The sequence below is a fragment of the Gloeothece verrucosa PCC 7822 genome (assembly GCF_000147335.1).
In the GTDB taxonomy this organism is placed as follows: Bacteria; Cyanobacteriota; Cyanobacteriia; order Cyanobacteriales; family Microcystaceae; genus Gloeothece; species Gloeothece verrucosa.
The window spans coordinates 816,410-838,403 of sequence record NC_014501.1 but is presented as its reverse complement, the minus strand read 5'-3'; the positions used below and the strand labels follow the sequence as shown (position 1 = coordinate 838,403).

The window sequence follows — 21,994 nt, the reverse complement described above, 5'->3', positions numbered from 1 at the left end:
GATGCCAGAGTTGTCTCTTAAAGTTTGTGCTGAATTTCGATAACTCATGAAATCATCAATTTTGCAAAGCTTAACTAGAAAAACGAAGCAGTTAATTAGCTCGTTTTTAGCTGCTGTTACTTTTTATACCATAATTGGTATTCCCTCAAAATGGCAATTAAATTTTCAGCGTATTACTCGCTGGTGTCCTTTAATTGGCCTGTTAATTGGTGGTATCTTAGGAGTCTTTGATTTTATTTTATCTCATCTACAAATGCCCGGGTTAACTCGGAGTGCGCTAATTGTTGCGATTTGGGTAGGATTAACTGGGGGACTACATTTAGATGGCGTGATCGATACAGCAGATGGGTTAGCGGTTTTAGATCCGAAACGTCGTTTAACGGTGATGCAAGATAGTGTAACAGGAGCCTTTGGGGTAATGGCCGCGGCCATTGTATTATTGTTGAAAACGGCGGCAGTAAGCGATTTATCCTCTTATCGATGGTTCGGGTTAATGGTGGCAGCCGGTTGGGGACGTTGGGGACAAGTGGCGGCGATCGCTTTTTATCCTTACCTAAAACCCACCGGCAAAGGAGCATTTCATAAACAATCAATTTGTCTGCCTCAAGACCTTATTTTGGGAATGGTCATCTTGCTCTTATGGGGAGGAGTGTTTGTTCTACTCGAACCGCGTCGCTGGTGGATCGCTGTGGTTATGGTGATCGGTGGAGGAGTGATCGCCCTATTGACGGGGTATTGGTTTTATCGTCAGCTAGGGGGACATACAGGGGATACTTACGGGGCTGTAGTAGAATGGACAGAAGCTTTTTTACTTTGCCTTTTGCCTTGTTTGTTTAATTAGCAGGGCGTAAGCGCGTAACTTTGAGAGTAAATCTACCACTGCCGGTTTCTCCAAACGCCCGTACTCGAATAATATATTTACCCGTTTCGCTAATGCGGGCAAATAGTAAGGCATTGGTTGAACCATCAGGACCATCATCATTTTCGGCAATGGTGGAACCATCCGCGGCCATTAAAATTACGATCGCGTCAAAGTCCTCAGAAATTAAATCAATAGCTACCTGATCCCCTTCTCGTAACTGTACATAATAATCTCGGGCAAATCCCCCTTCACCAGTGGGAATATCTTCATCGGTAAGGTTATCATTGACTTCATTATTTGAAGGTAAGGGAAGAGGCGTGTAGAGTTTTTCGGCCTTTACGGGTAAAGGCTCATACCAGATAGTTAGTAAAATTGTTGCTAAAAAGACAACAGAATGCCAAGGCTTGGCGAGAGATGATTTCATAGAGGGCGTTATTGTGCAAGCTAAATCCAATTTATTATAAGTTATTAGTCATTAGTCGTTAGTCATTAGTCAATAGGCATTGGTTATGCTTCATTGGTTGTCTACACACGAGATTATTGCCTTAGCTAATGAACAATCCCTGATAAAGGCTATTACACTGGTTTTAGTACCAATAATTAATGAGTAATGACTAATGACTAATGACTAATAACTAACTGAGTAAAAATTTTTCAATAGCCGCAGCAACTCCATGATTTTCTATATCAGGGGCTACCCAATGGGCGATTTGTTGTACGGCTGTGGGAGCATTTCCCATGGCCACACTGACCCCTACATATTTAAGCATTTCAAGATCATTATGATTATCGCCGATGGCCATCACTTGAGCCGCGCTTAACCCTAATATTTCTTCGGCTAAATAACGAACTGCTGTTCCTTTAGTCGCTTCGGGGTTGGTAGCTTCAAAATGGGTAGGACTCGATTGAGTTATGTATAGTTCATCAGATTTATATAAAACTTGTACACTGGTGAGGAGTTGTTGAGCAATATCACCATCTTGACAAAGAGCCAGGACTTTTGTGGTAGGGGTTTCGGCAATCACATTTCGTAAATCTCCGACGGCAATAGCTTCAACTCCTGAACGTTGAGCATATCTATCGGTATAATCGTTAAATTGCCGCACATAGAGTTGATCGTTAATATAGCAAAAAGCATCAAGGGAGGTTCGCCATTCGGGTTGCTCAAAATAGTTTAATAGGGTAAGGGCTACTGGTGGGGATACCGGGATGTGTCGATGGCGGGTGCCGGTTTTCGGGTCTTGTATCCATGCGCCATTGTAGGCAATTAGGGGTAAATCTGAGCCTATTGCAGCATGAAACCGCAAGGCAGAATGATACATTCTGCCGGTAGCAATAGCCACTTGAATTCCTTGAGATTTAGCGGCTTGAACGGCTTGTTTTACCGTTTCGCTGACTTGGTTAGAAACGCCTGCGATCGTACCATCAATATCGAGAACTAAAAGTCGAATATCCACGCTTAATGGGGGTAAGGTACGTCAATAATATAACCTTAGTTAACCTTTTTTGAATTCTAATATTAAGGGGGGTTAGGGGCGATCTATACACCTTATTAAGTTTAGGATAGATGTATTAACAATGTCTAAAAATACTTGTTGAAGAATTAACTAGAAAAGATGAATTTAAATACCGAGATCAAAGGCCTTGGCTATCCGATTCTCTGTCTACACGGTCATCCGGGATCGGGCCGTAGTCTTTCTGTTTTTACGAACCATCTCTCCCAACATTATCAAACCATCGCTCCAGACCTTCGCGGTTATGGCAAAAGCCGCTCAAAGGGAGACTTTCAAATGGAAGATCACCTCACCGACTTAGAAAGCCTTCTAGATCGTCTAAAAGTTGAGCGTTGTCTCCTGTTAGGATGGTCATTAGGGGGTATTCTGGCCCTAGAATTAGCCTTGCGAAACCCCCAACGCTATGATGGTTTAATTTTAATCGCTGCTGCCGCTCGTCCTCGCGGTAACCATCCCCCCATCTCTTGGCAAGATTTAGTTTTTAGTGGAGTCGCCGGCATCATTAATGGGATCAAACCGGGTTGGCAATGGAATATAGAAACTTTTGGTGTGCGGTCCCTATTTCGTTATTTAATCTCTCAACAAACGCCTCTAGCTTACCAATACATCGCTTCTGACGGTGTTTTAGCCTATCTCCAAACCTCGAAAGCGGCTGAAAGAGCCTTGTATCGAGCCTTAAGGAGCGGCTATAATCGCCTAGATGCTCTCCATCAGTTAACGCTCCCTTGTCTGGTGCTTGCGGGTGCTAATGATGTACACATTACTGCCGCTTCTAGTGAAGAAACCGCCCAAGCGATCAAGCAGTGTCAATGGCGTTGCTACCCTAACACTGCTCATCTATTTCCTTGGGAGGTTCCTGATCAAGTTCTCAAGGATATTGATACTTGGCTAAAAACCCTTGGCAATAATTATTCGCATTAAGCTTGTGGTTTTAAATTCGATTATTGAGATTCTTTTTAAGAAATTTGGCTGCTCAAAGAGGGAATGACGCGGATTTGTTTAAATTCTTCTTTTTCATCGAAAATCGTTAATTTACTGGGTTTACAGCGTTTAGATACCACAGATATTCCTTTAGCTCCTTCATGCTCTAAATCTTCTAAATAGCCCATTTTAGCCTCGTCGGCTTCCTTTTTAGTGAAAAAAGGCCCAAAGTAATAAATACATCTAGGATAATCGGTCTGAATTTCCACCCAGTAAGCTAATCCTAAGAATGTGAAAATTTTTGTCAATAACTCTTTCATGCTTTTCCCCTGTAGGCTGTTTTTTATCTCGTATTGTAGCGCGTAAACTTTTGTTACATTATGTGACCTGTATTTTACTTTTTTTATTTATACTTCATCCTGCGGGTTTTTGAGAAGTGCTGGATGATACAGAGTTTAAAAAAAGTTTCTCAGACTGACGTTGACGATAGACTTCATAAAGGGCAATGGCGGCGGCCACAGAAGCATTAAGGCTGGGAGTTTTCCCGGCTAAAGGAATCGAAATCAAAGCATCACAGCAGCGTTGGGTCAACAAACTTAAGCCCTCTCCCTCGGAGCCTACCACTAATCCTACCGCGCCGCTAAAATCTATGGTGTGTAATGCTTTACTTCCTTGGCTCATAGTGCCATAGATCCAAAAGCCGGCTTCTTTTAACTCTTCTAGAGCGCGGCTTAAATTCACCACTCTGGCTACAGGTAAATGTTCTAAAGCGCCGGCCGCCACTTTCATCACGGATGATGTGATCCCGACGGCTCGACGTTGAGGGATGACTAAACCTTGCGCTCCGATGGCTTCAGTGGTGCGAATAATGGCTCCAAGGTTATGAGGATCAGTGATCCCATCAGCAATTAAAATAACTGGTGCTGGTGTACTAGCTCGGGCTTGTTCGATCAAATCCCCCAACTCAACATAAGTATAGGGAGACACCTGAGCGACAATTCCCTGATGATTTGCTCCATCAGTAAGTTGAGTAAGACGATGGGGACTCACTTCATCAATGACGGTGCCATTGGCCTTAGCCTGAGTCAATAGAGAATGAAAGCGGCTATCATAACGGAGTTTAGAAATCACCCAAATGCGGTTAATTTGGCGAGTCCCTTCTAAGGCCGTCAACACTGGATGACGACCATAAATTAAGTCGGCCTCTTCTTGAGAGGGTTGTTCTGGCGGCTCGCTGGCAAGGGGTGCCACAACGGTTACGGGTTTAGGGTTACGACGTTCTAAAGGGGGTTTGACTTTAGATAGACGACGTTGCGGACGTGCAGGACGGGAACCGGGACGCTTTTTCTCAATCATATGGGTTACTACTGGTTTAGAATTCTAAAATTTCTAATAATTCATTTAATCGTTGAGGATTTTGGAGATACAGATATCCAATTAAGGTTTCTAAGCTAGAGGCTTGCTGATAAAGTTCAGGAGATAGTCGTCGTGGTCGTCCGTTAGCCGCATTTCGTCCTTGTCGCACGATTTCGCGTTCAGATTCAGTCAGGTGAGGTTCTAACACTTGTAAATAGGCTGCCTGTTGTTCGGCACGCACTTTAGCGACCACTTGATTATGGTAGTCACAGAGACGGCGAGGGGGTAAAAGATAACGAGTGCGGACGTATAATTCATAAACGGCATCGCCGATATAAGCCAGAGAAGCCGGTGAGATTTGACCGATTTTTAACAGAGGAGCCGTTAAACTACAAATTGCCTTGAGTTCCATTGACTCTGTGGAAGTAATGGATGACAAGGAGGGGTTTTGGGCTTCGGGATTAATTTTCGCTGAATTCACACGGTTTTCGTCTCTTTTTACCCTTGTAATTGAGAAATTTAGCCAAGTTTTTGGTCAATCTTTCCCCGCGCTGAATGCAAGCTTCGCCTAAGCTAGGCTACGGCGAGGAGCTTGCCGCACGGTTAGCTAAGGCGGGGGGAGTTATTTTTCTTTTTTTTCGAGGTTAGAAATGGCAGCATCAACATCAGGCTGAAGGGAAAGAAAGTTTTCTAGGCGAACGAGTTTAACCGTTTGAGTTACCCGGGCATTGGTAACAATTTGCAAACTTCCTCCCCCTGTTTTCGCCTGCTTAACTAACTGAACTAATGCTCCTAATCCCGAACTGTCGATGAAATCAATTTGAGACAGAACTAAAATTACATTTTTCGGTCCTTCATTAATATAAGAGCTGATCTCTTTGCGAAAAGTGGGTTCTGAGAAAGCATCAAGTAGTCCGGTCAGGCGAAAGATTTGGTAGTTTTTCCTGACTTCGCGGGTTCCGCGTAAACTCACAGTCAGTTTTAGTGGTTCTGGAATGGCTCCCTCCTTGATGATCAAGTTAACGGCACAAAATTATAATATAACAGTTATTTTGTCAATAGTCAGTGATTACTAATTGCTGATGAATTAGGGAACCCAGGGAAGCCGAAAAAATCATCTCTGATGCTCCCGGAAACCACTGACTGTACAGAAGCTAAAAAAGAAGTGACCTTCTTCTCCAAAAGAAAAAGAAGGTTGAGTTTTTGACTACTTTTTATGTTCCTGCATCAACTTGACAAACCTTTCAAATAGATAATCTGCGTCATGGGGGCCTGGACTGGCTTCCGGGTGATATTGAACCGAGAAAAAGGGTAAAGTTTTATGTTTCAAGCCGGCCACTGTGCGGTCATTGAGATTGAGGTGAGTAATTTCTACCTCTGGGTTAAGCGACTCTTCTGTAACGGCGAACCCATGATTTTGACTGGTAATTTCTACTTGTTGAGTTAATCCGGCCGGTTGATTCAAGCCGCGATGACCGAACTTCAGTTTAAAGGTTTCGGCCCCTAGGGACAAGCCGAGAATTTGATGTCCCATACAAATGCCAAAGGTGGGTTTTTTGGCTTCTAGTAGTGCCTTAGTGGTAGCAATTCCTTCTTTAACGGCAGAGGGATCGCCGGGTCCATTGGAGAGAAAAATCCCATCAGGATTATGTTTAAGGATTTCTTCTGGGGGAGTATTAGCCGGCACAACGATCACGCGGCAGCCATAACTAGCTAAACGTCGCAAAATATTGCGTTTAATGCCAAAATCGATGGCCACTACGGTCAAGGCTTGTCCATTAGTCTTTTCGATGGTGGGATTAAATTCCCAGTGAGGATCGGTAGTATCTGACCATTCATAGACTTCTCGAGTGGTGACATCTTTAACCAAATTCAACCCGGCCATCGAGGGAGCAGATTGAATCAAACGGAGTAAATCTTGGGGATCAAGAATGTCGCTAGAAAAGGCCCCATTCATGGAGCCAACCGAGCGCAATTTACGGGTTAAAGCGCGGGTATCAATGCCATAAATGCCGGGAATATTATGTTCAATGAGGTAATCAGGGAGGGATTGAGTAGAACGCCAGTTACTCGGACGGTAGGTGATGTTGCGACAGATCACTCCCTTAATTTGAGGACGTTCTGATTCTTCGTCTTCACGATTAACCCCGGTGTTTCCCAATTCCGGATAAGTAAAAGTAACAATTTGACCGCAGTAGCTCGGATCGGTAAGGACTTCCTGATAGCCGGTCATACCGGTATTAAATACGACTTCGCCGAGGGCCGTCACTTTCGCTCCAAACGACCAACCGCGAAAGACAGTCCCGTCTGCAAGAACTAAGAGGGCATTTCGCCCTTGTGGAATTGACATAATCGTTAAGTTTTTCGTATCAAGCAGCAAACAAGTTTATCTCTGAGCGATAGACTAGATTAAGTAGCCTTTTAAATTCATCCGTCCGAGAGATTGTCATCCCTAAAAAATTCTGGATCATACAGAATAATAATACCAGACCTTTTTGCTCGGATGAGTGGCTCAGATGTGCCCAGAAGATAGCTAAACTGCGATGAGTCCCAGAAAACTGACTAACGACAACAAAAAAGAAATTCTTAAGCTTTATCGAGAAACCGGGGAAACAACTTCTACCCTGGCAGAACGCTATGGGGTAAGTAGCTCTACCATTAGCCGTTTCCTCAAAACTCATCTAACTGAGTCAGAGTATGAGGACTTAATTCAACAAAAACGTCTAGCCCGTACTCCCAAAGGCGCTCTCCAATTAGAATTGGAGAAAATGTACAAATCTGATCCCGGTTCGGGTATGCTTCCTCTACCCGATCATGAGCAAGAACAATTAGAGCTAGAACTCGAACCCGACGAGGAGGAATTTGAAGAGGCAGACGACCTTGTCTCTGAAGAGACAACGAACTCTTCAGTAGGCCAAGCAGTTAGTTTACCGCCAGTTGAACCCGAAAAAGTCTATGAAAAAACGCCAGTAGTTAACGAAGTGGTCCTGCCGGCGGCGGAACCGAAAAAACGGCTAGAAGAAGAGGAAGAAGAGGAAGAAGACCTCCGTCCGGTTGATGTAGCCGCTTATGCCCTATTAGATGAGGATGATTTATTATATTTTGATGAAGATGACGACGAATTAGAAGATTTAGAGGAAGAAGAATGGGAAGATGAGATAGAAATCAAGTACCCAAAAACTTTCCCGAAAACGGCTCAACTGCAAATTTTACCGCTCTCATCGGCTGCCTTGCCCAAAACTTGTTATTTAGTGATTGATCGGGCGGCTGAACTGATTACTCGACCCTTAAAAGAGTTTGCCGAGCTTGGTAAAATTCCGGCTGAAGAAGTGCAACAGAAAACTTTACCCGTTTTTGATAATCATCGCGTAGCTCGACGTTTTTCTAAACGACGCGAAAGGGTGATTAAAATTCCTGATGGGCGTATGATTCAAAAAACTCGCTCCTATTTAGAAGCGAAAGGAATTACGCGGCTATTACTTGATGGACAAATTTATTCTCTTTAAAGATTATTGTGGCTATTAAAGACTAGGATTTAGCTCAAAAAATAAGAGAATAAATTCAAAATTTCAGCCCCATCAAGCCATGATTCAGGTCTAGAAAGAGACAGACAGAGGCAGTAAATTGAATGAAAAAAACTCTCTCAATTTTTAACATTTAAAACCGTGATCTTGCTTACAGGATTACTACTGCCTTCTTTTTACCCGTATTTTTACGGAAGTGAAGGCTGATTTTTACGAATAAATATGAGGGTTTTTGAAAAATCGATAAGATTTTTGAACAAAACTTGCTTAAAAATATCATCGAGGAAATATTTAGACTAAAATTTGATATATACATATTGATAATTTCAATAGAGAGATAGATTATCCTCTCCAAAAAATTACTTAACCTAAACAGACCGGACTAGAAAAATTTAGTCAATCTACTGCCTAATTTTTAATTAAAAGAGTTTTGAGTCTATGAAAATTGGTCATTTATTAAGATTATATGAACAAGGAAATAATAATTTTACCGATATAGCCCTGAATGGAGCCGATTTGTCGCGAGTAACCTTGATTTCAGTGAATTTGATGGGGTCTAGTTTGATGGGAAGCAACCTCTGTCGTGGTTTTTTTACGAAATCTAATTTTAGTAAAGCCAAACTGAATTGGGCTAATCTGACTTTTGCGAAAATGAATCAAGCGGAATTGGTAGAAGCCGATTTGACAAAAGCTAATCTTAGTGGTGCTTTTATGGTTCAGTCTGTGTTAGTCAGAGCGAAAATGAGTGGTGCTGATTTATCTCATGCTAATTTAAGAAGTTCGGATTTACGAGGGGCTAATTTATGTGGCGCAAATCTTCAGCGAGTGAATTTAAGAGAAGCGAATTTACAGGGTGTTAATTTTAATTGGGCGAATTTACAAGAAGCTCGTTTGTCTTCAGCAATTTTAACCGATATTTCTTGTTATCATGCCAATTTTAGCGGGTCTTTTTTAAAAGAAGTAGACCTCAGTGGGGCTGATTTAGAAGGGATAGACCTCAGTTACACTAAATTAGGTGATAGTAAATTGGTTGGAACTAATTTGTGTGAGGCAAATCTTGAAGGCGCTCGCTTACAAAATGCCGATTTACGAGGAGCAAATTTAAAGGGAGCTAATTTAGCTCAAGCGAATTTACAGGGAGCAGATTTAACCGGAGCTATTTTAAAAGACGCAAATTTGCGGGATACTGATTTAACAGAGGTCAAAGGATTAAAAGAAAAAATTCAGCATAACCCAGTGATGAGGGAGGAATCGACAAATGTTAGCTTTTATACAGCAGATTTAAACATTTTTCAGCCGAGTTTTGCCAGTTAAGGGAGAAGTATGAGTGATAGCGTTACGGATTATGGCATTGTTTTAGTGACGACAAGTTCACCCGAAGAAGCTAAAGTGATCGCATCAGCTTTAGTAGAATCTCAGTTAGCCGCTTGTGTTACGGTAATCCCAGTACAGTCGATTTATAGATGGCAGGGTGAAATTAATGAGGATCAAGAGTGGCAGTTAATCATTAAAACTCGCTTAGAACTGTTTCGAGCGTTATCTGATAAGGTGATAGAACTTCATTCTTACGAAGTTCCAGAGATTATTGCTTTACCCATTGTGGCGGGTTCTCAAGCTTATTTAAATTGGATCGGCGAAAATGTAAGATTGAACAAGTGTTGAATTGAAAAAATTAATTATGCCTCTTCCTGAAATTCCACCTGTTACAGAAAAGCTGTTAGCGGCTAAAAAAGCTAAAGGGTTAAGTTTTGCTGACTTAGAAAAAATTCTCGGACGTGATGAAGTCTGGATCGCGGCGGTTTTTTACCGTCAGTCAAGCGCGTCTGTTGAGGAAGCTAAAAAAATTGTAGCGGCTTTAGAGTTGGATGATTCTGTGATTGAAGAACTGACCGCTTATCCAGTTAAAGGACTTGGTCCGGTTGTGCCTACTGATCCTCTTATTTATCGTTTTTATGAAATTATGCAGGTTTATGGATTACCCATTAAAGAGGTTATTCATGAAAAGTTTGGGGATGGAATTATGAGCGCTATTGATTTTACTTTGGATGTTGAGAAAGAGGAAGACCCAAAAGGTGACCGGATTAAAGTGATTATGAATGGAAAGTTTTTACCTTATAAGAAGTGGTAAGTAGATAATCTATTAACGGTAGTTATCTACACCCAACAAGGGTGCGTACCAACCGAACAAAGCCTGCCTAGGCAGGCTACCTTATTAAACTCAGATCTTGCACCTCATGTTGAAACCCCGATTTTTAGTCAAACAATAACGAAGTTAATAGGGTTTCAGGGATATAAAAATCGGGGTTTTTGGCTTTTTGATACTGGTGCAAGATCTGAGTTAAAGGTGCGGCTAATCTAGATTGAGCATTATAATTGAAAATTAGCAACATTTTCTAATGATTGTTGTAGAGTTTCTAATTTTTGTCGCTGTGTATTAATCCATGCTTGTTTTTCTTGTTGTTCTTCTACGCTTTGTTGCTTATAAAAAGCCTGTTTTTGAAGAAAATCATTGTAAGCTTTAATGATTATTTCAAAAAAAATAGTAATTAATTTTGCCTTATTATGAAAAATATTATTAATTATTATTTCTAGTTTATTGGCATATTCTGATTGAACTTTTATAGCTGTTTCCCAAGGAATATCGCCCCATTTACTATTTATAATAGGCTCTAAAATACGATTCATTTCTAATTTAAATAATTCTTCTATTCCATTGTTATCTAGCAGGCAAAATGATTCTTGTATTTTTGTCCAAATAATATCAATTTTTTTTTGATATTTTTCTTTAAAATCGTGGTCAATTATTTTGACATAGTAATTAATATTTTTAAAATCAACTCCTGCATCTATTTCATAAAATATCAAATTAAAGTGTTTTTGAATCAGTTCTTTAAACTGTTCATTCTGATTTTTATATATAATTTTTATTTCTTTTACAAAACTATCTTTTTCATTCCAACCAATTCCTTTTTTGATTTTTCCTTCTTTGTCAATAAACCATTGTTGTGTCTGGCTTTCAAAGTCTTGTTCCCAAAATTGTTTTAATTCAATAAAGACTTGTTGCCTAGACTCTTCAAGTAATCTAAGTATTTTTGAACTCTGTCCGCTTAATTTTCCTATCTCTTCAAGAGGGACAGAAGGAGATACTTCTTTTGATGATTTAAGATAGTTCTGCCAAATATCTTCAGCATATTTTAATTCCTTTAAGCAAACTTCAACTAAATTTTTAATTCTAGTTGCTGATTGAAAAACTTCATCTATACAAGGCTGGATTGAATTTGATAAATGATTAGCGACTTGTTTAGCTTCTATAGAATTTTGAGGATTTTGTAAAACTTCTTCAAGAGATTGATTAATACTTTGTAAAAGATTTAAATATTCATCCATATTCTGTAATATTAACCTCTGGCAGAGTCTCATAACTCAATATTAAGCCGCCTGACCAATAGATTAAAAGCGAAATACTACTTAAATCAAACTAACTCCCTATGTAAAGACGTTGCATTTAATCACTCCTGTAGTGGCGCGGATCGATCCCCCCCAACCCCCCGCAGATTCGGGGAGAGTAATTGCATCATCAAGGCAAAAGGGTATTAAGAGTTCAAATGTTCGTCTAGCTATTGTTAAAAAATACCAACCTTGCTAGTTAAATACTAATTAACTTTAGTTAATTATGATATTTTTGAGAAAAAATTTGGGAATACTTAATAAATAGTTTAGAGATTAAGTAATAAAGTCAATTAAATATGGTAAGTTTCATTTTTACCCCAAACATTCAAGAAGGTATTATCTCTGGCGCTTACGAAATCGTTCGCAATAATGCCACAGGTGAACTTATTGGGTTAGCTAGAGATAAAATGACCGGTCAATTTGTGGGTCATGCTGTGCAAATGGTCAATAATGGATTTTCTCTTAATCCTTTATTATCTCCTGTACAGCCTATTTTAAGCGGTTTGGAAATGTACCAAAATCATAGGGGGTTTTCTGCTACTCTAAGCGGAATTAATGCTATACAGTCTAATTTAGCGGTACTACAAGGGACTACCGCCTTTATTGGGGTGGGAACTTGTGCAATTGGTGTTTTAGCCGCCGTCAATTTATGGCAAACCTTGCAACTGAGACAAGATATTAAACAACTGAAATTACAAGTCAGAGATGGTTTTATTGACCTCAAGCAAGCTTTGCACAATCAAGGCGATAAAATTATTCAACATATTGATCAAGTGGCACAAGATATCAAGTTTGAACAGCATCGCCTAGAATTAATCAAAGCCTATGGACGCTTTTTAGAAGCGAGTAAATTAATTAAAATTGCTCTTTCTTGTAATGATATAACTATTAGAAATGCTGATTTAGCGAATGCTAGACAAACTTTAAGTGAAGCCTTAGCGATTTATAATAATCCTCATCTATTATCAGAAACCAGTGCGGCTGGACAATTGCGGCGTTTAGAATGTGCTTGGACAATTGATCATACCATTACTTTAACTTACCAATTGCAGAACCAAACTAATGCAGTGATTGATCGCCTTTCTCATCTTCAAGAAACCATTCGTCATGATTGTCTCAAGGTTATTGATAATTGCATTCCCAAGCAAGAAATAGATTTTATTTTTCCAGAAATTAGTCATATTTATTCCCATGATTTAGTGGCTTTAGAAACTTGGAAAAATCATGTGGTTTGGTTGGGATCGCTTTCTGAATCTGTAGTTGAAAGTTTAACGAATGTAGAAATAAATAACACTGGAGAGGAGTCAACGGAGGCATTAACCCCTTCTTTATCCTTGACCGAATATGAGACACTGCAACAACAGTCTCATCCAGTTTCCCTGAGAGATCAACTTAAATATTTATTCTTACCCCATCTTCGTTTTGAATACGAAAGCTATATTCATCAACAGGCAGAAAAACGAGGTTATACGGCATTAATTCCCTCTAGTTTAAAACAAGCTTCTGAACTTACGATCGCTAATCTTTATTGGTATTTTAAAGATTTACAGCGAATGGAAAGCCAGTAAAAATCTAATGTTTTCATCATATAGCCCGCGCAGGCGGGCTTTGTTCGTATAGCCAGCGCCTTCAGGCTGTGGGATCAAAGCGAATAGCCTGAAAATTTCATTTTTATTGATGATTGGTAGAGTTGATCCCCCCCCAACCCCCCTTATTAAGGGGGGAGTATTCTGTCACAACTGTTAATTAAATTAGCCGCCGCGTAACTTTTCCAATACCCCTTTATCTTCTAAAGTCGAGGTATCACCGGCCACTTCCTGACCGGAGGCTAAATTACGTAACAAGCGGCGCATAATTTTACCTGAACGGGTTTTCGGGAGTACATCAGTAAAGTGAATTGTCCCAGGCCGGGCGATCGCGCCAATTTCTTTAACGACGTGATCCTTTAACTCTTTCATCAACTGATCGCTGGCGCTATATTGATTTTCTAGGGTCACGAAGGCATAGATATCTTCTCCTTTTACCTCGTCGGGACGACCTACCACAGCCGCTTCAGCGACTGCCGGATGAGAGACTAAGGCCGACTCAATTTCCATCGTTCCTAGACGGTGGCCGGCAGTATTGATCACATCATCCACACGTCCCATCACCCAGTAGTAACCCTCTTCATCTCGACGGGCCCCATCACCGGCAAAATAGAAATATTGCCCATCTTTAGGATAAATATGTTCCCAGTAGCTATTACGGAAGCGTTCAGGGTTTTTGTAAACGGTCCGCATCATGCCGGGCCAAGGATGTTTAACCACTAGATAGCCGCCTTCTTCAGGTTTAACCGGGTTTCCATCCAAGTCAACTACATCGGCGATAATACCGGGGAAAGGACGGGTACAAGAACCCGGTTTAGCCGGAATGGCCCCCGGTAAAGGCGTGATCATAATGCCGCCGGTTTCGGTTTGCCACCAGGTATCCACAATGGGGCATTTTTCGCCGCCGATGACTCGGTAATACCACATCCAAGCTTCGGGGTTAATGGGTTCGCCGACGGTTCCCAAGAGTCGCAAAGAGGACATATTGCGAGCGTTGGGGATGTCTTCGCCGGCTTTCATAAAGGCGCGGATGGCGGTTGGGGCAGTATAAAAGATATTTACGCCATATTTTTCGATCACGTCCCAAAAACAGCCCGGGTTAGAAGGACGGGGAACGCCTTCATACATGACTGTGGTTGCGCCATTGGAAAGGGGACCATAGACAATATAGCTATGACCGGTGATCCAGCCCACATCAGCAGTACACCAGTATACATCGTCATCTTTGAGATCAAAGATCCATTTGGTGGTTATGTGGGTGTAGAGGTTGTAGCCGCCTGTGGTGTGAACGACTCCTTTGGGTTTGCCGGTGGTGCCACTGGTATAGAGGATAAATAGCATATCTTCGCTATCCATCGGTTCGGCGGGACACTCAGCAGAGACTTTTTGTTGTAAGTCATGCCACCAATAGTCTCTCCCTTCTACCATTGTGACGGGTTCTTTGGTGCGTTGAACCACTAACACTTTTTCTACACTGGGAACGCCCTGATCTGCGATCGCTAGATCCACTTGTTCTTTGAGGGCGATGGTTTTATCTTTGCGGAAACCGCCATCCGCCGTAATAACTACTTTAGCTTCTGCATCATTAAGACGGTCTTTGAGGGCTTCTGAACTAAAGCCGCCAAAAACGACGGTATGGGGTGCGCCTATTCTGGCACAGGCTAACATAGCAATAGCGGCTTCTGGGATCATGGGCATATAGATGCCGACGCGATCGCCTTTATGAACGCCTAATTCTTTGAGGGCGTTAGCAAATTGACAGACTTCTCGATGCAGTTGGGCGTAGGTGAGGGTGCGCGAGTCGCCGGGTTCTCCTTCCCAGATGAGGGCGGCTTTATTTTTGCGCCAGGTGGTTAAGTGTCTGTCAAGACAGTTGTAAGAAATATTAATCTTGCCGCCGACAAACCATTTAGCAAAGGGGGGTTGCCAGTCGAGGACTTTTTCCCATTTCTCAAACCAGTGTAATTCTTTTTCAGCTAAGTCTGCCCAGAATGATTGGGGATCAGTCTTAGCTTTCTCGTAGATTTGTTGATACTCTTCAAAGCTTTTAATATAGGCAGTTTGAGAAAATTGAGAGGGTGGGGGGAATAAACGGTTTTCCTGAAGAATTGATTCTATGGTGTTAGTTGTCATAATCAGTTTAATCTACGAGGCTGTTATCGTTGCTTCCTCTTATTTTGACAAGAGATTGCCGCAAAAAGTTTTGAGTTTCGTTAAGTTAAGTTAATTGTTTGTTATTTTTAAACCCTGCCGTTAACGGCGGGGTCTTATTAAATTGCCTTGTTGAGTTTTATTGTTATTGGGGGGGCGGCTTTGAGCAATTTTCTTGAGAAAGATTCTAGATTAAAAATCGTTGAGCTAAAAAGGCAAATTTTTATGATTTGATCAGGTGTATTTCCTTGACCTACTAATCCATTTTCTAAACATAAGGCAACCCAATAGTCTGCACTTTTTCTGAGTATAACGGTGTAAAATTTCATAAAGCTGTACCTGTTGAATTGAGTTAATGAAGTAGGGTAGCGGCTATTTCCTGTACTATTGTAGTAGGTTGACCATGTTGCGCTTGCTCTTTTCAAGCACGACTCTTGGTAATTTAGGCTATAATTTTAGTCAATTTTACAATTTTATGCTATTGGAAAATTTATTATTAGAAGGATTAGAATCCGGAGAAGCAACGGAAATGACACAAGATGATTGGCAAGAAATTCGTCATGCTGTTGGGCAAAATTTTACGACTATAGGCAATTTACGTTATAATTTTAGTAAATTTTAATAGAGCGTTTTATGAACCGAGTCAAAATTCGTCAGCAAATTGAAGAATATCTTGAGCAACTCTCGCCAGAAAGGTTATTAGTGGCGGCGGATTTTCTGGCTTATTTAGCGGCAAGAGAAGAGAATGATGCAACTGAGGAGTTATTAAATATTCCGGGTTTTCAAGAAGTATTTGAAAAGGCTAAAAAAAATGTTGAAGAAGGTAAGGTAATTTCGGTTGACAAACTCAAACGGAAATATTAATTAGACTGGGTTACTTATATTAATAATCAAAATTTTAACTATTCAATGTTATCGAGAACAAGAATCAGTGATTAGAATTATTTCAGCCCGAAAAGCCACTAACAACCAAAGTAAACAATACCAAGGATAAAGCTATGAAACCAGAATATGATCTTTCTAAAATGAAAAGCCGCCCGAATCCCTTTGCTAAACAGTTGAAACAACAAGTTACTTTACCCTTGGGACTTGATGTAATTGAATATTTTGAGGCTAAAGCACAAGAAAAGGGGATTTCCTATCAAGAGTTAATCAATTTATATCTTCAAGATTGTGTGAGCAGTCAAAGGGAATTATCTTTTGAGTAAGTGCAGTATTGATCTATCTAAACACCTAACACCTCAATTGTAGTTAACCAATCTATAAAATAACAACTTAAGAAATCTCGAAAGCTTGACCAACAAGTTTAAAATCCTCAGTTTTTTGAGTTTCTAATTTAGCTTTAATTTCTTCAAATTGCCTTACCACATCTGCATGATAATAGCGCTCACCACAAGATTGACAAACTAATGCTTTAACGTTTAAAGTAGCAGTATTTCCACCTCCGCGCACAATTTCAGTAACTTGTTTTTCTACTAAATCACCAGAACAAAAAAAACATTTATTCATTGGTAGCATTTTAATTTTCTCCTATTTGTAATATTTAGTAGTTGGACTGGAAAAGATTTAGAATAAAGCTTAGTTCTTTATCCAGTCAACTCAATAGCAAACTCTGTAAACTTACGCTTTTCCGGAGAATGAAAGGCTAAAACAATATCACTTTTAGGCACTCCTTCACTTAATAATTTAGTAGCAATTCCTTCCTCTGTCCAATCTTCTTCAATCCAGATTTTGTCATTTTTAATCCGCACATAAACGGTTATTCCTTTAACCCTTTTCTCTTCATACCAACCGATTTGAAACCAAAGATATTGATCCCTTTTCTCATCAAAAGCTAATACAGTATCAACTCCAGAAGGATTAGGAGTTTTTGACGCTAACTGTTCATATTCCGTCAGGATTTTCTTAATCAGGTTGCGATAATGATTTAACTTATCCATTGAACAATCTCCTCTTTAGTTAAATTAACAACAATTAAAAAAACATGATTTTCTTGTAGTACGAGTTGAATTGCTTTTTGGAGAAAAAAGGATTGATAAATATCTTGACCAATTGCTAAATAAATTTTGCTTTGTGGAAGAACAACTTTTAAGAACGTGCGATAGACGATATACTGACCTAATGCTAATTGAAAATCACGCATTGGTGAGGGACTGATAAAACTTTTCACTTCAACAATAATTTGCTCTCCCTCTCGTTGCGCTTCTACAGTTTTATCCGCCAGCAAATCTGCAAATAATTGTACTTCTTCATACTTGATAGTATAAGAATCAGCCATGATTGTCCAGCCATCCTTAATTAAGGCGTTTTTAACTGCATCATGGTAAATATCCTTTGCTGACACTGTTCTCCTTTTATTTAATAATAAGGTAAGTATTGGTCACTCTACAATTATACTACTTACTCTACCTTAATTCCTTCCCTTTAACTTTTCTTCCCACTCTTGACGAAACTCAACTCCCATTTCATACAGTTGTTTAGCTTTCTCTTCAGCTTCTTTAGCCGCTTGTAGTAATTCCAATAAAGTTTGGGTATCAGGTAACTCTTTCATCACTCTAATGTATTAAGGTAACTTCAACATCTGCTTAACTTCATCTAGAGACAGAGTAGGACTATCTTGTTCTTCCTGCTTTGCTTCTCTCAAGTCTTGTAAATCTTCTAAATCTTCTAACAGTTCTTGAATTTTCACAAACTCCTCATAAGGCAAAACAGCAAACTCTATTTGACCATTTTTCGTTAAAAATTCAGGATGTAATTCAATCATAATTTTTTCCCTAGATTTTATTGATAAGCATTTTTACGATGTTTGATTCGATAAATAATTAAAGTTTGTTCTTCAATTTCAAACAACACTCGATAATCTCCAACTCGTAAGCGATACTCAGGGGTAAAATTAGTTAAGCGCTTAATATTTCCTTGTAGGTTATCTCGCATTGCCTCAATTTTTTTCAAAACTAAGCTTTGAATATCAGGAGGGAGTGACTGTAAATCTTTAATAGCTTTTGGCTTAAATTGAACTTCATAGGTCACATTGTCTCACTTCCTTGAAAAATAAGTTAACAAATAAGGTGAGCAATGCCCACCCTACAATTATATGTTATGTCTTACTCCCCCTTCCCTTGTAGGGAAGGGGGCAGGGGGGTTAGGTCATTTCGCCGCTACCGGCATCCCCAAAATATCTTCAATTCGGGGCATTTCTTCGAGAGGAATAACGCGACCTTCATCTTCAAAATTAGCAATTTGATCGAAATTCAAATAGCGATATAACTCACCTTCAAAAGGCTTAATTTTATTCGCCACAATTTCCAAATATTCCTCAACAGAAGGAATACGACCTAACAAAGCACAAACCGCCGCTAACTCCGCAGAACCCAAATACACCCGTGCATCTTTCCCCATGCGGTTATTAAAATTGCGGGTAGAAGTCGAAAACACCGTCGTACCATCAGCAACCCTGGCCTGGTTCCCCATACACAGAGAACATCCCGGCATCTCAGTCCTTGCACCGGCAGCCGCAAATACCCCATAAACTCCCTCTTCTCGCAACTGTTTCTCATCCATGCGAGTTGGAGGACAGATCCACAAACGCACCTTAGCTTGTCCTGCGCCTTCTAAAATCTTCGCGGCGGCGCGATAATGACCGATATTGGTCATACAAGACCCAATAAACACCTCATCGATCCGATCCCCGACACATTCAGACATTAACTTAATATTATCCGGGTCATTCGGCGCGGCAACAATAGGTTCTTTGATCTCATTCAAATTCACCTCAATAATATCTGCATATTCCGCGTCTGCATCCCCTTCCATCAAGACGGGGTTATCTAACCATTGCTGCATTTTGGCGGCGCGGCGTAACAGAGTACGGGCATCAGTATAGCCGCGTGCTACCATATTTTTAATTAAGGCAATATTCGACCGCAAATATTCGGCAACGGTTTCTTTACTCAATTTAATGGTACTTCCCGCGCAAGACCTTTCAGCAGTAGCATCGGTTAACTCAAATGCTTGTTCTACCTTTAAGTCGGGTAAACCTTCCATTTCCATGATGCGTCCGTTAAAGACGTTGATCTTATTCTGTTTAGCGACGTTTAGTTTACCTTGTTGCATCGCTACCCAAGGAATAGCATTAACAATATCGCGTAACGTTACCCCTGGTTGCAACTCGCCAGTAAAGCGCACTAATACTGATTCTGGCATATCTAGGGGCATCACACCCAACGCCGCCGCAAACGCCACTAACCCCGAACCTGCCGGGAAAGATATCCCCAAGGGGAAACGAGTATGAGAGTCTCCTCCAGTTCCTACGGTATCCGGCATTAACATCCGGTTTAACCAAGAGTGAATGATACCATCTCCAGGCCGTAAGGCAACCCCTCCTCTTGTGGAGAAGAAGTCGGGTAACTGGTGATGAGTTTTGATATCAACCGGTTTGGGATAAGCGGCGGTATGACAGAAGCTTTGCAACACGAAGTCAGCATTAAACCCAAGACAAGCAAGTTCTTTTAACTCATCTCTTGTCATGGGACCTGTGGTATCTTGAGAACCGACTGTCGTCATAATAGGTTCACAGGAAGTCCCCGGACGAACCCCTGGTAAACCGCAAGCTTTACCGACCATTTTTTGGGCGAGGGTGTATCCTTTACCCGTATCTTCGGGCATAATGGGACGAGTAAACAGGGTACTGGTTTCCAGTCCTAAAGCGTGACGGGTTTTATCGGTTAACCCCCGTCCTATTAATAGGGGAATACGTCCACCAGCGCGAACTTCATCGAGGATAGTAACAGGTTTAAGGGTAAAGGTAGCAATAACGTTTCCTGCTTCGTTGGTTATTTCTCCTTTATAAGTATGAATAGTGATCACATCGCCGGTATTCATTTGGGTGACATCACATTCAATAGGAAATGCACCGGAGTCTTCGGCGGTATTGAAGAAAATAGGTGCTATCTTACCCCCTAGAATATACCCCCCTGCGCGTTTATTGGGGACAAAGGGAATATCGTCTCCGATATGCCATAAAACCGAGTTAATAGCTGACTTGCGGGATGAACCGGTTCCCACTACATCCCCAACATAAGCCACAGGATAGCCTTTTTGCTTCAATTCAGCAATAGTTTTTAAACCTTCTGGCATTCTTGACTCTAACATCGCCAAGGCGTGTAGGGGAATATCCGGGCGAGTAGTGGCGTGGGTTGCTGGAGATAAGTCATCGGTGTTGGTTTCTCCAGGGACTTTAAATACAGTTACGGTTATGGTTTCAGGCACTTTCGGTTTATTGATAAACCATTCCCCATCGGCCCAAGAGTCGACTACTTGTTTAGCTGATGGGTTAGTTTCGGATAATTCTATAACCTCATTAAAGACATCAAATACTAATAAGGTTTTGCTTAAAGCGGCTGCCGCTTCTCCGGCAAGTCCGGGATCACGGGACTTTAACAAGTCTACCAATGATTGCACATTGTAACCCCCCATCATGGTGCCTAACAAGTTAACCGCGCCTTGAGGAGAGATGAGAGGACACTTTATTTCACCCTTTGCAATAGCAGTTAAGAAACCGGCTTTAACATAAGCGGCTTCATCTACTCCAGGGGGTATGCGATCCCGCAATAACATCATTAATTCTTCTTTCAAGTCCTCTGGAGGGTTTTTCAGCATTTCGCACAGTTCGGACGTTTGTGCGGCATTTAAGGGTAAGGGAGGGATACCTAATTTGGCTCTTTCTGCTGCGGCTTTACGATATTCTTCTAACATAGCTTTTTGTTCGTAGTATGTGCAGGTGATGGTTGCCTTGTTGTTGATCTACCTGGGGACAGGCTTTTTTATTGTAGCTTCAGTATTTAGTTTACAAGCTTTTGGGGTTCGGCGCTTCGTGCAGTTGGGGGAGGTGGTGTTAGGGAGACTTGACAAAAAAGAGTGATGAGAATACTTGAGGTAAGAGGTTTATGTCTAATTACATTGATGATGGCTTAGAAGATAAGAGATAATAGACTATGACTTGACAAATGTTTTCGGAGGAATGACTATGGCTATAGAGCCTATTTTTTGAGGAATTCTCTTTAAATAACCCGTGAATGAAAGAAAGACCAGTGATGATGACCCTATAGAACTTAGAATAGCGGCTTTTAAACAGTCCTTAGATGATTCGTCACAAACCGAACAATTGATCGTTCAAAAATTTATTACTCATGGTACACCTTATATTTTTAGAGACAATGAAGATTCATATTTTGACCTTAAATATGAAATTGCTCAACATTTTTCCTTAGAAAGTCCTGAAATGGTTCGTATGGTTGGATCAGCAAAACTTGGTTTTAGTATAGCACCTAAAAAACTGTGGCGAAAGTTCTCAGAAGAGTCAGATATTGATATGGTTATCATTTCTCGATCTGTCTTTGAAGAATATTGATCTGAGCTATATGATTTTAATATTGATTTAACCGATAGGAGCAGTCAAGAACAAAAAAACTACAGAAAATTTTTAGCATATTTCTTTAAAGGGTGGTTACGTCCCGACTTGTTTCCTTTCACCTATTCTAAAAAAAATGAATGGTTTGATTTTTTTAATTCTATTTCCTATAAAAAATATGGCAGCTACTATAAAATAAATGGTGCAATTTATTATAATTT

The 21,994-nt window shown here is 40.5% G+C and carries 27 protein-coding genes; 11 read left to right on the top strand and 16 right to left on the bottom strand.

All coding sequences use genetic code 11. The features are described from left to right. The first annotated feature begins 46 nt into the window (after positions 1-46). The gene (gene cobS / locus CYAN7822_RS03770; protein WP_013320916.1) at positions 47-841 is read left to right on the top strand and encodes an adenosylcobinamide-GDP ribazoletransferase; all 795 of its coding nucleotides are present in this window, start codon (positions 47-49) and stop codon (positions 839-841) included. Here cobS and CYAN7822_RS03765 read toward each other — a convergent pair. Further along, the gene (locus CYAN7822_RS03765) at positions 834-1,286 is read right to left on the bottom strand and encodes a PPC domain-containing protein (RefSeq protein WP_013320915.1); all 453 of its coding nucleotides are present in this window, start codon (positions 1,284-1,286) and stop codon (positions 834-836) included. The genes cobS and CYAN7822_RS03765 overlap by 8 nt on opposite strands. Before the next feature lie 211 nt (positions 1,287-1,497). Beyond that, positions 1,498-2,319 carry a Cof-type HAD-IIB family hydrolase gene (locus CYAN7822_RS03760; protein ID WP_013320914.1) on the bottom strand — a complete coding sequence of 274 codons (822 nt, stop codon included), beginning with the start codon at positions 2,317-2,319 and terminating at the stop codon, positions 1,498-1,500. Positions 2,320-2,478: 159 nt separating this feature from the next. Between CYAN7822_RS03760 and CYAN7822_RS03755 the strand changes: the two genes are divergently transcribed. After that, positions 2,479-3,297 (top strand): alpha/beta fold hydrolase, encoded by an 819-nt coding sequence (locus CYAN7822_RS03755; RefSeq protein WP_013320913.1) that lies wholly within the window; start codon positions 2,479-2,481, stop codon positions 3,295-3,297. Positions 3,298-3,332: 35 nt separating this feature from the next. Here CYAN7822_RS03755 and CYAN7822_RS03750 read toward each other — a convergent pair whose 3' ends face one another. The 5 genes from CYAN7822_RS03750 to carA form a co-directional block, all read right to left on the bottom strand. Beyond that, positions 3,333-3,617 (bottom strand): DUF1816 domain-containing protein, encoded by a 285-nt coding sequence (locus CYAN7822_RS03750; protein ID WP_013320912.1) that lies wholly within the window; start codon positions 3,615-3,617, stop codon positions 3,333-3,335. Positions 3,618-3,711: 94 nt separating this feature from the next. Then, entirely contained in the window at positions 3,712-4,653 is a 942-nt protein-coding gene (gene rlmB, locus CYAN7822_RS03745) for a 23S rRNA (guanosine(2251)-2'-O)-methyltransferase RlmB (protein ID WP_013320911.1), read from the bottom strand. Positions 4,654-4,669: 16 nt separating this feature from the next. Further along, entirely contained in the window at positions 4,670-5,065 is a 396-nt protein-coding gene (locus tag CYAN7822_RS03740; protein ID WP_013320910.1) for a Mini-ribonuclease 3, read from the bottom strand. Between the two features lie 210 nt (positions 5,066-5,275). After that, complete coding sequence (locus CYAN7822_RS03735; protein WP_216701587.1) at positions 5,276-5,632, bottom strand: STAS domain-containing protein; 357 nt, start codon at positions 5,630-5,632, stop codon at positions 5,276-5,278. Positions 5,633-5,860: 228 nt separating this feature from the next. Then, positions 5,861-7,003 carry a glutamine-hydrolyzing carbamoyl-phosphate synthase small subunit gene (gene carA / locus CYAN7822_RS03730; RefSeq protein ID WP_013320908.1) on the bottom strand — a complete coding sequence of 381 codons (1,143 nt, stop codon included), beginning with the start codon at positions 7,001-7,003 and terminating at the stop codon, positions 5,861-5,863. A gap of 193 nt (positions 7,004-7,196) precedes the next feature. Here carA and CYAN7822_RS03725 point away from each other — a divergent pair, with 193 nt between their 5' ends. From CYAN7822_RS03725 to cynS, 4 genes are all read left to right on the top strand, one after another. Continuing rightward, positions 7,197-8,159, top strand: coding sequence for a helix-turn-helix domain-containing protein (locus tag CYAN7822_RS03725; protein ID WP_013320907.1), 963 nt, complete (start codon positions 7,197-7,199; stop codon positions 8,157-8,159). Between the two features lie 456 nt (positions 8,160-8,615). Continuing rightward, a complete protein-coding gene (locus CYAN7822_RS03720) occupies positions 8,616-9,491 on the top strand; it encodes a pentapeptide repeat-containing protein (protein ID WP_013320906.1) in 876 nt (291 codons plus the stop codon). A gap of 9 nt (positions 9,492-9,500) precedes the next feature. Next, positions 9,501-9,839, top strand: a complete 339-nt coding sequence (cutA, locus tag CYAN7822_RS03715; protein WP_013320905.1) for a divalent-cation tolerance protein CutA — start codon at positions 9,501-9,503, stop codon at positions 9,837-9,839. Between the two features lie 16 nt (positions 9,840-9,855). Then, positions 9,856-10,305, top strand: a complete 450-nt coding sequence (cynS, locus tag CYAN7822_RS03710) for a cyanase (RefSeq protein ID WP_013320904.1) — start codon at positions 9,856-9,858, stop codon at positions 10,303-10,305. Positions 10,306-10,544: 239 nt separating this feature from the next. Here the strand turns inward: cynS and CYAN7822_RS03705 are convergent, their stop codons facing one another. Then, positions 10,545-11,564: a hypothetical protein gene (locus CYAN7822_RS03705; RefSeq protein ID WP_013320902.1), complete on the bottom strand. Its 1,020-nt coding sequence runs from the start codon at positions 11,562-11,564 to the stop codon at positions 10,545-10,547. A gap of 359 nt (positions 11,565-11,923) precedes the next feature. Between CYAN7822_RS03705 and CYAN7822_RS03700 the strand changes: the two genes are divergently transcribed. Next, positions 11,924-13,195, top strand: a complete 1,272-nt coding sequence (locus CYAN7822_RS03700) for a hypothetical protein (RefSeq protein WP_013320901.1) — start codon at positions 11,924-11,926, stop codon at positions 13,193-13,195. 183 nt (positions 13,196-13,378) lie between these two features. Here the strand turns inward: CYAN7822_RS03700 and acs are convergent, their stop codons facing one another. Then, positions 13,379-15,346 carry an acetate--CoA ligase gene (gene acs, locus CYAN7822_RS03695; protein ID WP_013320900.1) on the bottom strand — a complete coding sequence of 656 codons (1,968 nt, stop codon included), beginning with the start codon at positions 15,344-15,346 and terminating at the stop codon, positions 13,379-13,381. 421 nt (positions 15,347-15,767) lie between these two features. On the opposite strand from acs, the gene CYAN7822_RS34385 reads away from it, so the two are divergent. The 3 genes from CYAN7822_RS34385 to CYAN7822_RS03675 all read left to right on the top strand — a co-directional run bounded on the left by CYAN7822_RS34385 (position 15,768) and on the right by CYAN7822_RS03675 (position 16,572). Then, complete coding sequence (locus CYAN7822_RS34385) at positions 15,768-15,986, top strand: hypothetical protein (RefSeq protein WP_013320898.1); 219 nt, start codon at positions 15,768-15,770, stop codon at positions 15,984-15,986. An 11-nt stretch (positions 15,987-15,997) separates the two neighbouring features. Further along, a complete protein-coding gene (locus tag CYAN7822_RS03680; RefSeq protein ID WP_013320897.1) occupies positions 15,998-16,228 on the top strand; it encodes a hypothetical protein in 231 nt (76 codons plus the stop codon). 134 nt (positions 16,229-16,362) lie between these two features. Further along, positions 16,363-16,572 (top strand): CopG family antitoxin, encoded by a 210-nt coding sequence (locus CYAN7822_RS03675; RefSeq protein ID WP_013320896.1) that lies wholly within the window; start codon positions 16,363-16,365, stop codon positions 16,570-16,572. Between the two features lie 67 nt (positions 16,573-16,639). Here CYAN7822_RS03675 and CYAN7822_RS03670 read toward each other — a convergent pair whose 3' ends face one another. The 7 genes from CYAN7822_RS03670 to acnB form a co-directional block, all read right to left on the bottom strand. Beyond that, a complete protein-coding gene (locus tag CYAN7822_RS03670; protein WP_013320895.1) occupies positions 16,640-16,882 on the bottom strand; it encodes a YgiT-type zinc finger protein in 243 nt (80 codons plus the stop codon). A 68-nt stretch (positions 16,883-16,950) separates the two neighbouring features. Beyond that, entirely contained in the window at positions 16,951-17,304 is a 354-nt protein-coding gene (locus CYAN7822_RS03665) for a XisI protein (protein WP_013320894.1), read from the bottom strand. Further along, positions 17,292-17,708 (bottom strand): XisH family protein, encoded by a 417-nt coding sequence (locus CYAN7822_RS03660; protein WP_013320893.1) that lies wholly within the window; start codon positions 17,706-17,708, stop codon positions 17,292-17,294. Before CYAN7822_RS03660 ends, CYAN7822_RS03665 begins: the two co-directional genes overlap by 13 nt. Positions 17,709-17,774: 66 nt before the next feature. Continuing rightward, on the bottom strand, positions 17,775-17,915 hold the full coding sequence (locus tag CYAN7822_RS38520) for a hypothetical protein (protein ID WP_013320892.1): 141 nt from the start codon (positions 17,913-17,915) through the stop codon (positions 17,775-17,777). A 12-nt stretch (positions 17,916-17,927) separates the two neighbouring features. Next, positions 17,928-18,128, bottom strand: coding sequence for a hypothetical protein (locus tag CYAN7822_RS03655; protein ID WP_013320891.1), 201 nt, complete (start codon positions 18,126-18,128; stop codon positions 17,928-17,930). Between the two features lie 17 nt (positions 18,129-18,145). Further along, the gene (locus CYAN7822_RS03650; protein ID WP_013320890.1) at positions 18,146-18,394 is read right to left on the bottom strand and encodes a type II toxin-antitoxin system RelE family toxin; all 249 of its coding nucleotides are present in this window, start codon (positions 18,392-18,394) and stop codon (positions 18,146-18,148) included. A 117-nt stretch (positions 18,395-18,511) separates the two neighbouring features. Continuing rightward, positions 18,512-21,118, bottom strand: coding sequence for a bifunctional aconitate hydratase 2/2-methylisocitrate dehydratase (gene acnB / locus CYAN7822_RS03645; protein ID WP_013320889.1), 2,607 nt, complete (start codon positions 21,116-21,118; stop codon positions 18,512-18,514). A 316-nt stretch (positions 21,119-21,434) separates the two neighbouring features. Between acnB and CYAN7822_RS38885 the strand changes: the two genes are divergently transcribed. Next, positions 21,435-21,773: a hypothetical protein gene (locus CYAN7822_RS38885; protein WP_049802495.1), complete on the top strand. Its 339-nt coding sequence runs from the start codon at positions 21,435-21,437 to the stop codon at positions 21,771-21,773. Positions 21,774-21,994: the final 221 nt, after the last annotated feature.

Bases quoted from the DNA above. Each gene is read 5' to 3' on its own strand.
- CYAN7822_RS03765 (WP_013320915.1), bottom strand. From the start codon at position 1,286: ATGAAATCATCTCTCGCCAAGCCTTGGCATTCTGTTGTCTTTTTAGCA.
- cobS (WP_013320916.1), top strand. From the start codon at position 47: ATGAAATCATCAATTTTGCAAAGCTTAACTAGAAAAACGAAGCAGTTA.
- CYAN7822_RS03750 (WP_013320912.1), bottom strand. From the start codon at position 3,617: ATGAAAGAGTTATTGACAAAAATTTTCACATTCTTAGGATTAGCTTAC.
- CYAN7822_RS03700 (WP_013320901.1), top strand. From the start codon at position 11,924: ATGGTAAGTTTCATTTTTACCCCAAACATTCAAGAAGGTATTATCTCT.
- CYAN7822_RS03665 (WP_013320894.1), bottom strand. From the start codon at position 17,304: ATGGATAAGTTAAATCATTATCGCAACCTGATTAAGAAAATCCTGACG.
- CYAN7822_RS34385 (WP_013320898.1), top strand. From the start codon at position 15,768: ATGTTGCGCTTGCTCTTTTCAAGCACGACTCTTGGTAATTTAGGCTAT.
- CYAN7822_RS03720 (WP_013320906.1), top strand. From the start codon at position 8,616: ATGAAAATTGGTCATTTATTAAGATTATATGAACAAGGAAATAATAAT.
- CYAN7822_RS03725 (WP_013320907.1), top strand. From the start codon at position 7,197: ATGAGTCCCAGAAAACTGACTAACGACAACAAAAAAGAAATTCTTAAG.
- cutA (WP_013320905.1), top strand. From the start codon at position 9,501: ATGAGTGATAGCGTTACGGATTATGGCATTGTTTTAGTGACGACAAGT.
- CYAN7822_RS03670 (WP_013320895.1), bottom strand. From the start codon at position 16,882: ATGCTACCAATGAATAAATGTTTTTTTTGTTCTGGTGATTTAGTAGAA.
- acs (WP_013320900.1), bottom strand. From the start codon at position 15,346: ATGACAACTAACACCATAGAATCAATTCTTCAGGAAAACCGTTTATTC.
- CYAN7822_RS03680 (WP_013320897.1), top strand. From the start codon at position 15,998: ATGAACCGAGTCAAAATTCGTCAGCAAATTGAAGAATATCTTGAGCAA.
- CYAN7822_RS03705 (WP_013320902.1), bottom strand. From the start codon at position 11,564: ATGGATGAATATTTAAATCTTTTACAAAGTATTAATCAATCTCTTGAA.
- CYAN7822_RS03655 (WP_013320891.1), bottom strand. From the start codon at position 18,128: ATGATTGAATTACATCCTGAATTTTTAACGAAAAATGGTCAAATAGAG.
- carA (WP_013320908.1), bottom strand. From the start codon at position 7,003: ATGTCAATTCCACAAGGGCGAAATGCCCTCTTAGTTCTTGCAGACGGG.
- CYAN7822_RS03675 (WP_013320896.1), top strand. From the start codon at position 16,363: ATGAAACCAGAATATGATCTTTCTAAAATGAAAAGCCGCCCGAATCCC.
- CYAN7822_RS03755 (WP_013320913.1), top strand. From the start codon at position 2,479: ATGAATTTAAATACCGAGATCAAAGGCCTTGGCTATCCGATTCTCTGT.
- cynS (WP_013320904.1), top strand. From the start codon at position 9,856: ATGCCTCTTCCTGAAATTCCACCTGTTACAGAAAAGCTGTTAGCGGCT.
- acnB (WP_013320889.1), bottom strand. From the start codon at position 21,118: ATGTTAGAAGAATATCGTAAAGCCGCAGCAGAAAGAGCCAAATTAGGT.
- CYAN7822_RS38520 (WP_013320892.1), bottom strand. From the start codon at position 17,915: ATGAAAGAGTTACCTGATACCCAAACTTTATTGGAATTACTACAAGCG.
- rlmB (WP_013320911.1), bottom strand. From the start codon at position 4,653: ATGATTGAGAAAAAGCGTCCCGGTTCCCGTCCTGCACGTCCGCAACGT.
- CYAN7822_RS03740 (WP_013320910.1), bottom strand. From the start codon at position 5,065: ATGGAACTCAAGGCAATTTGTAGTTTAACGGCTCCTCTGTTAAAAATC.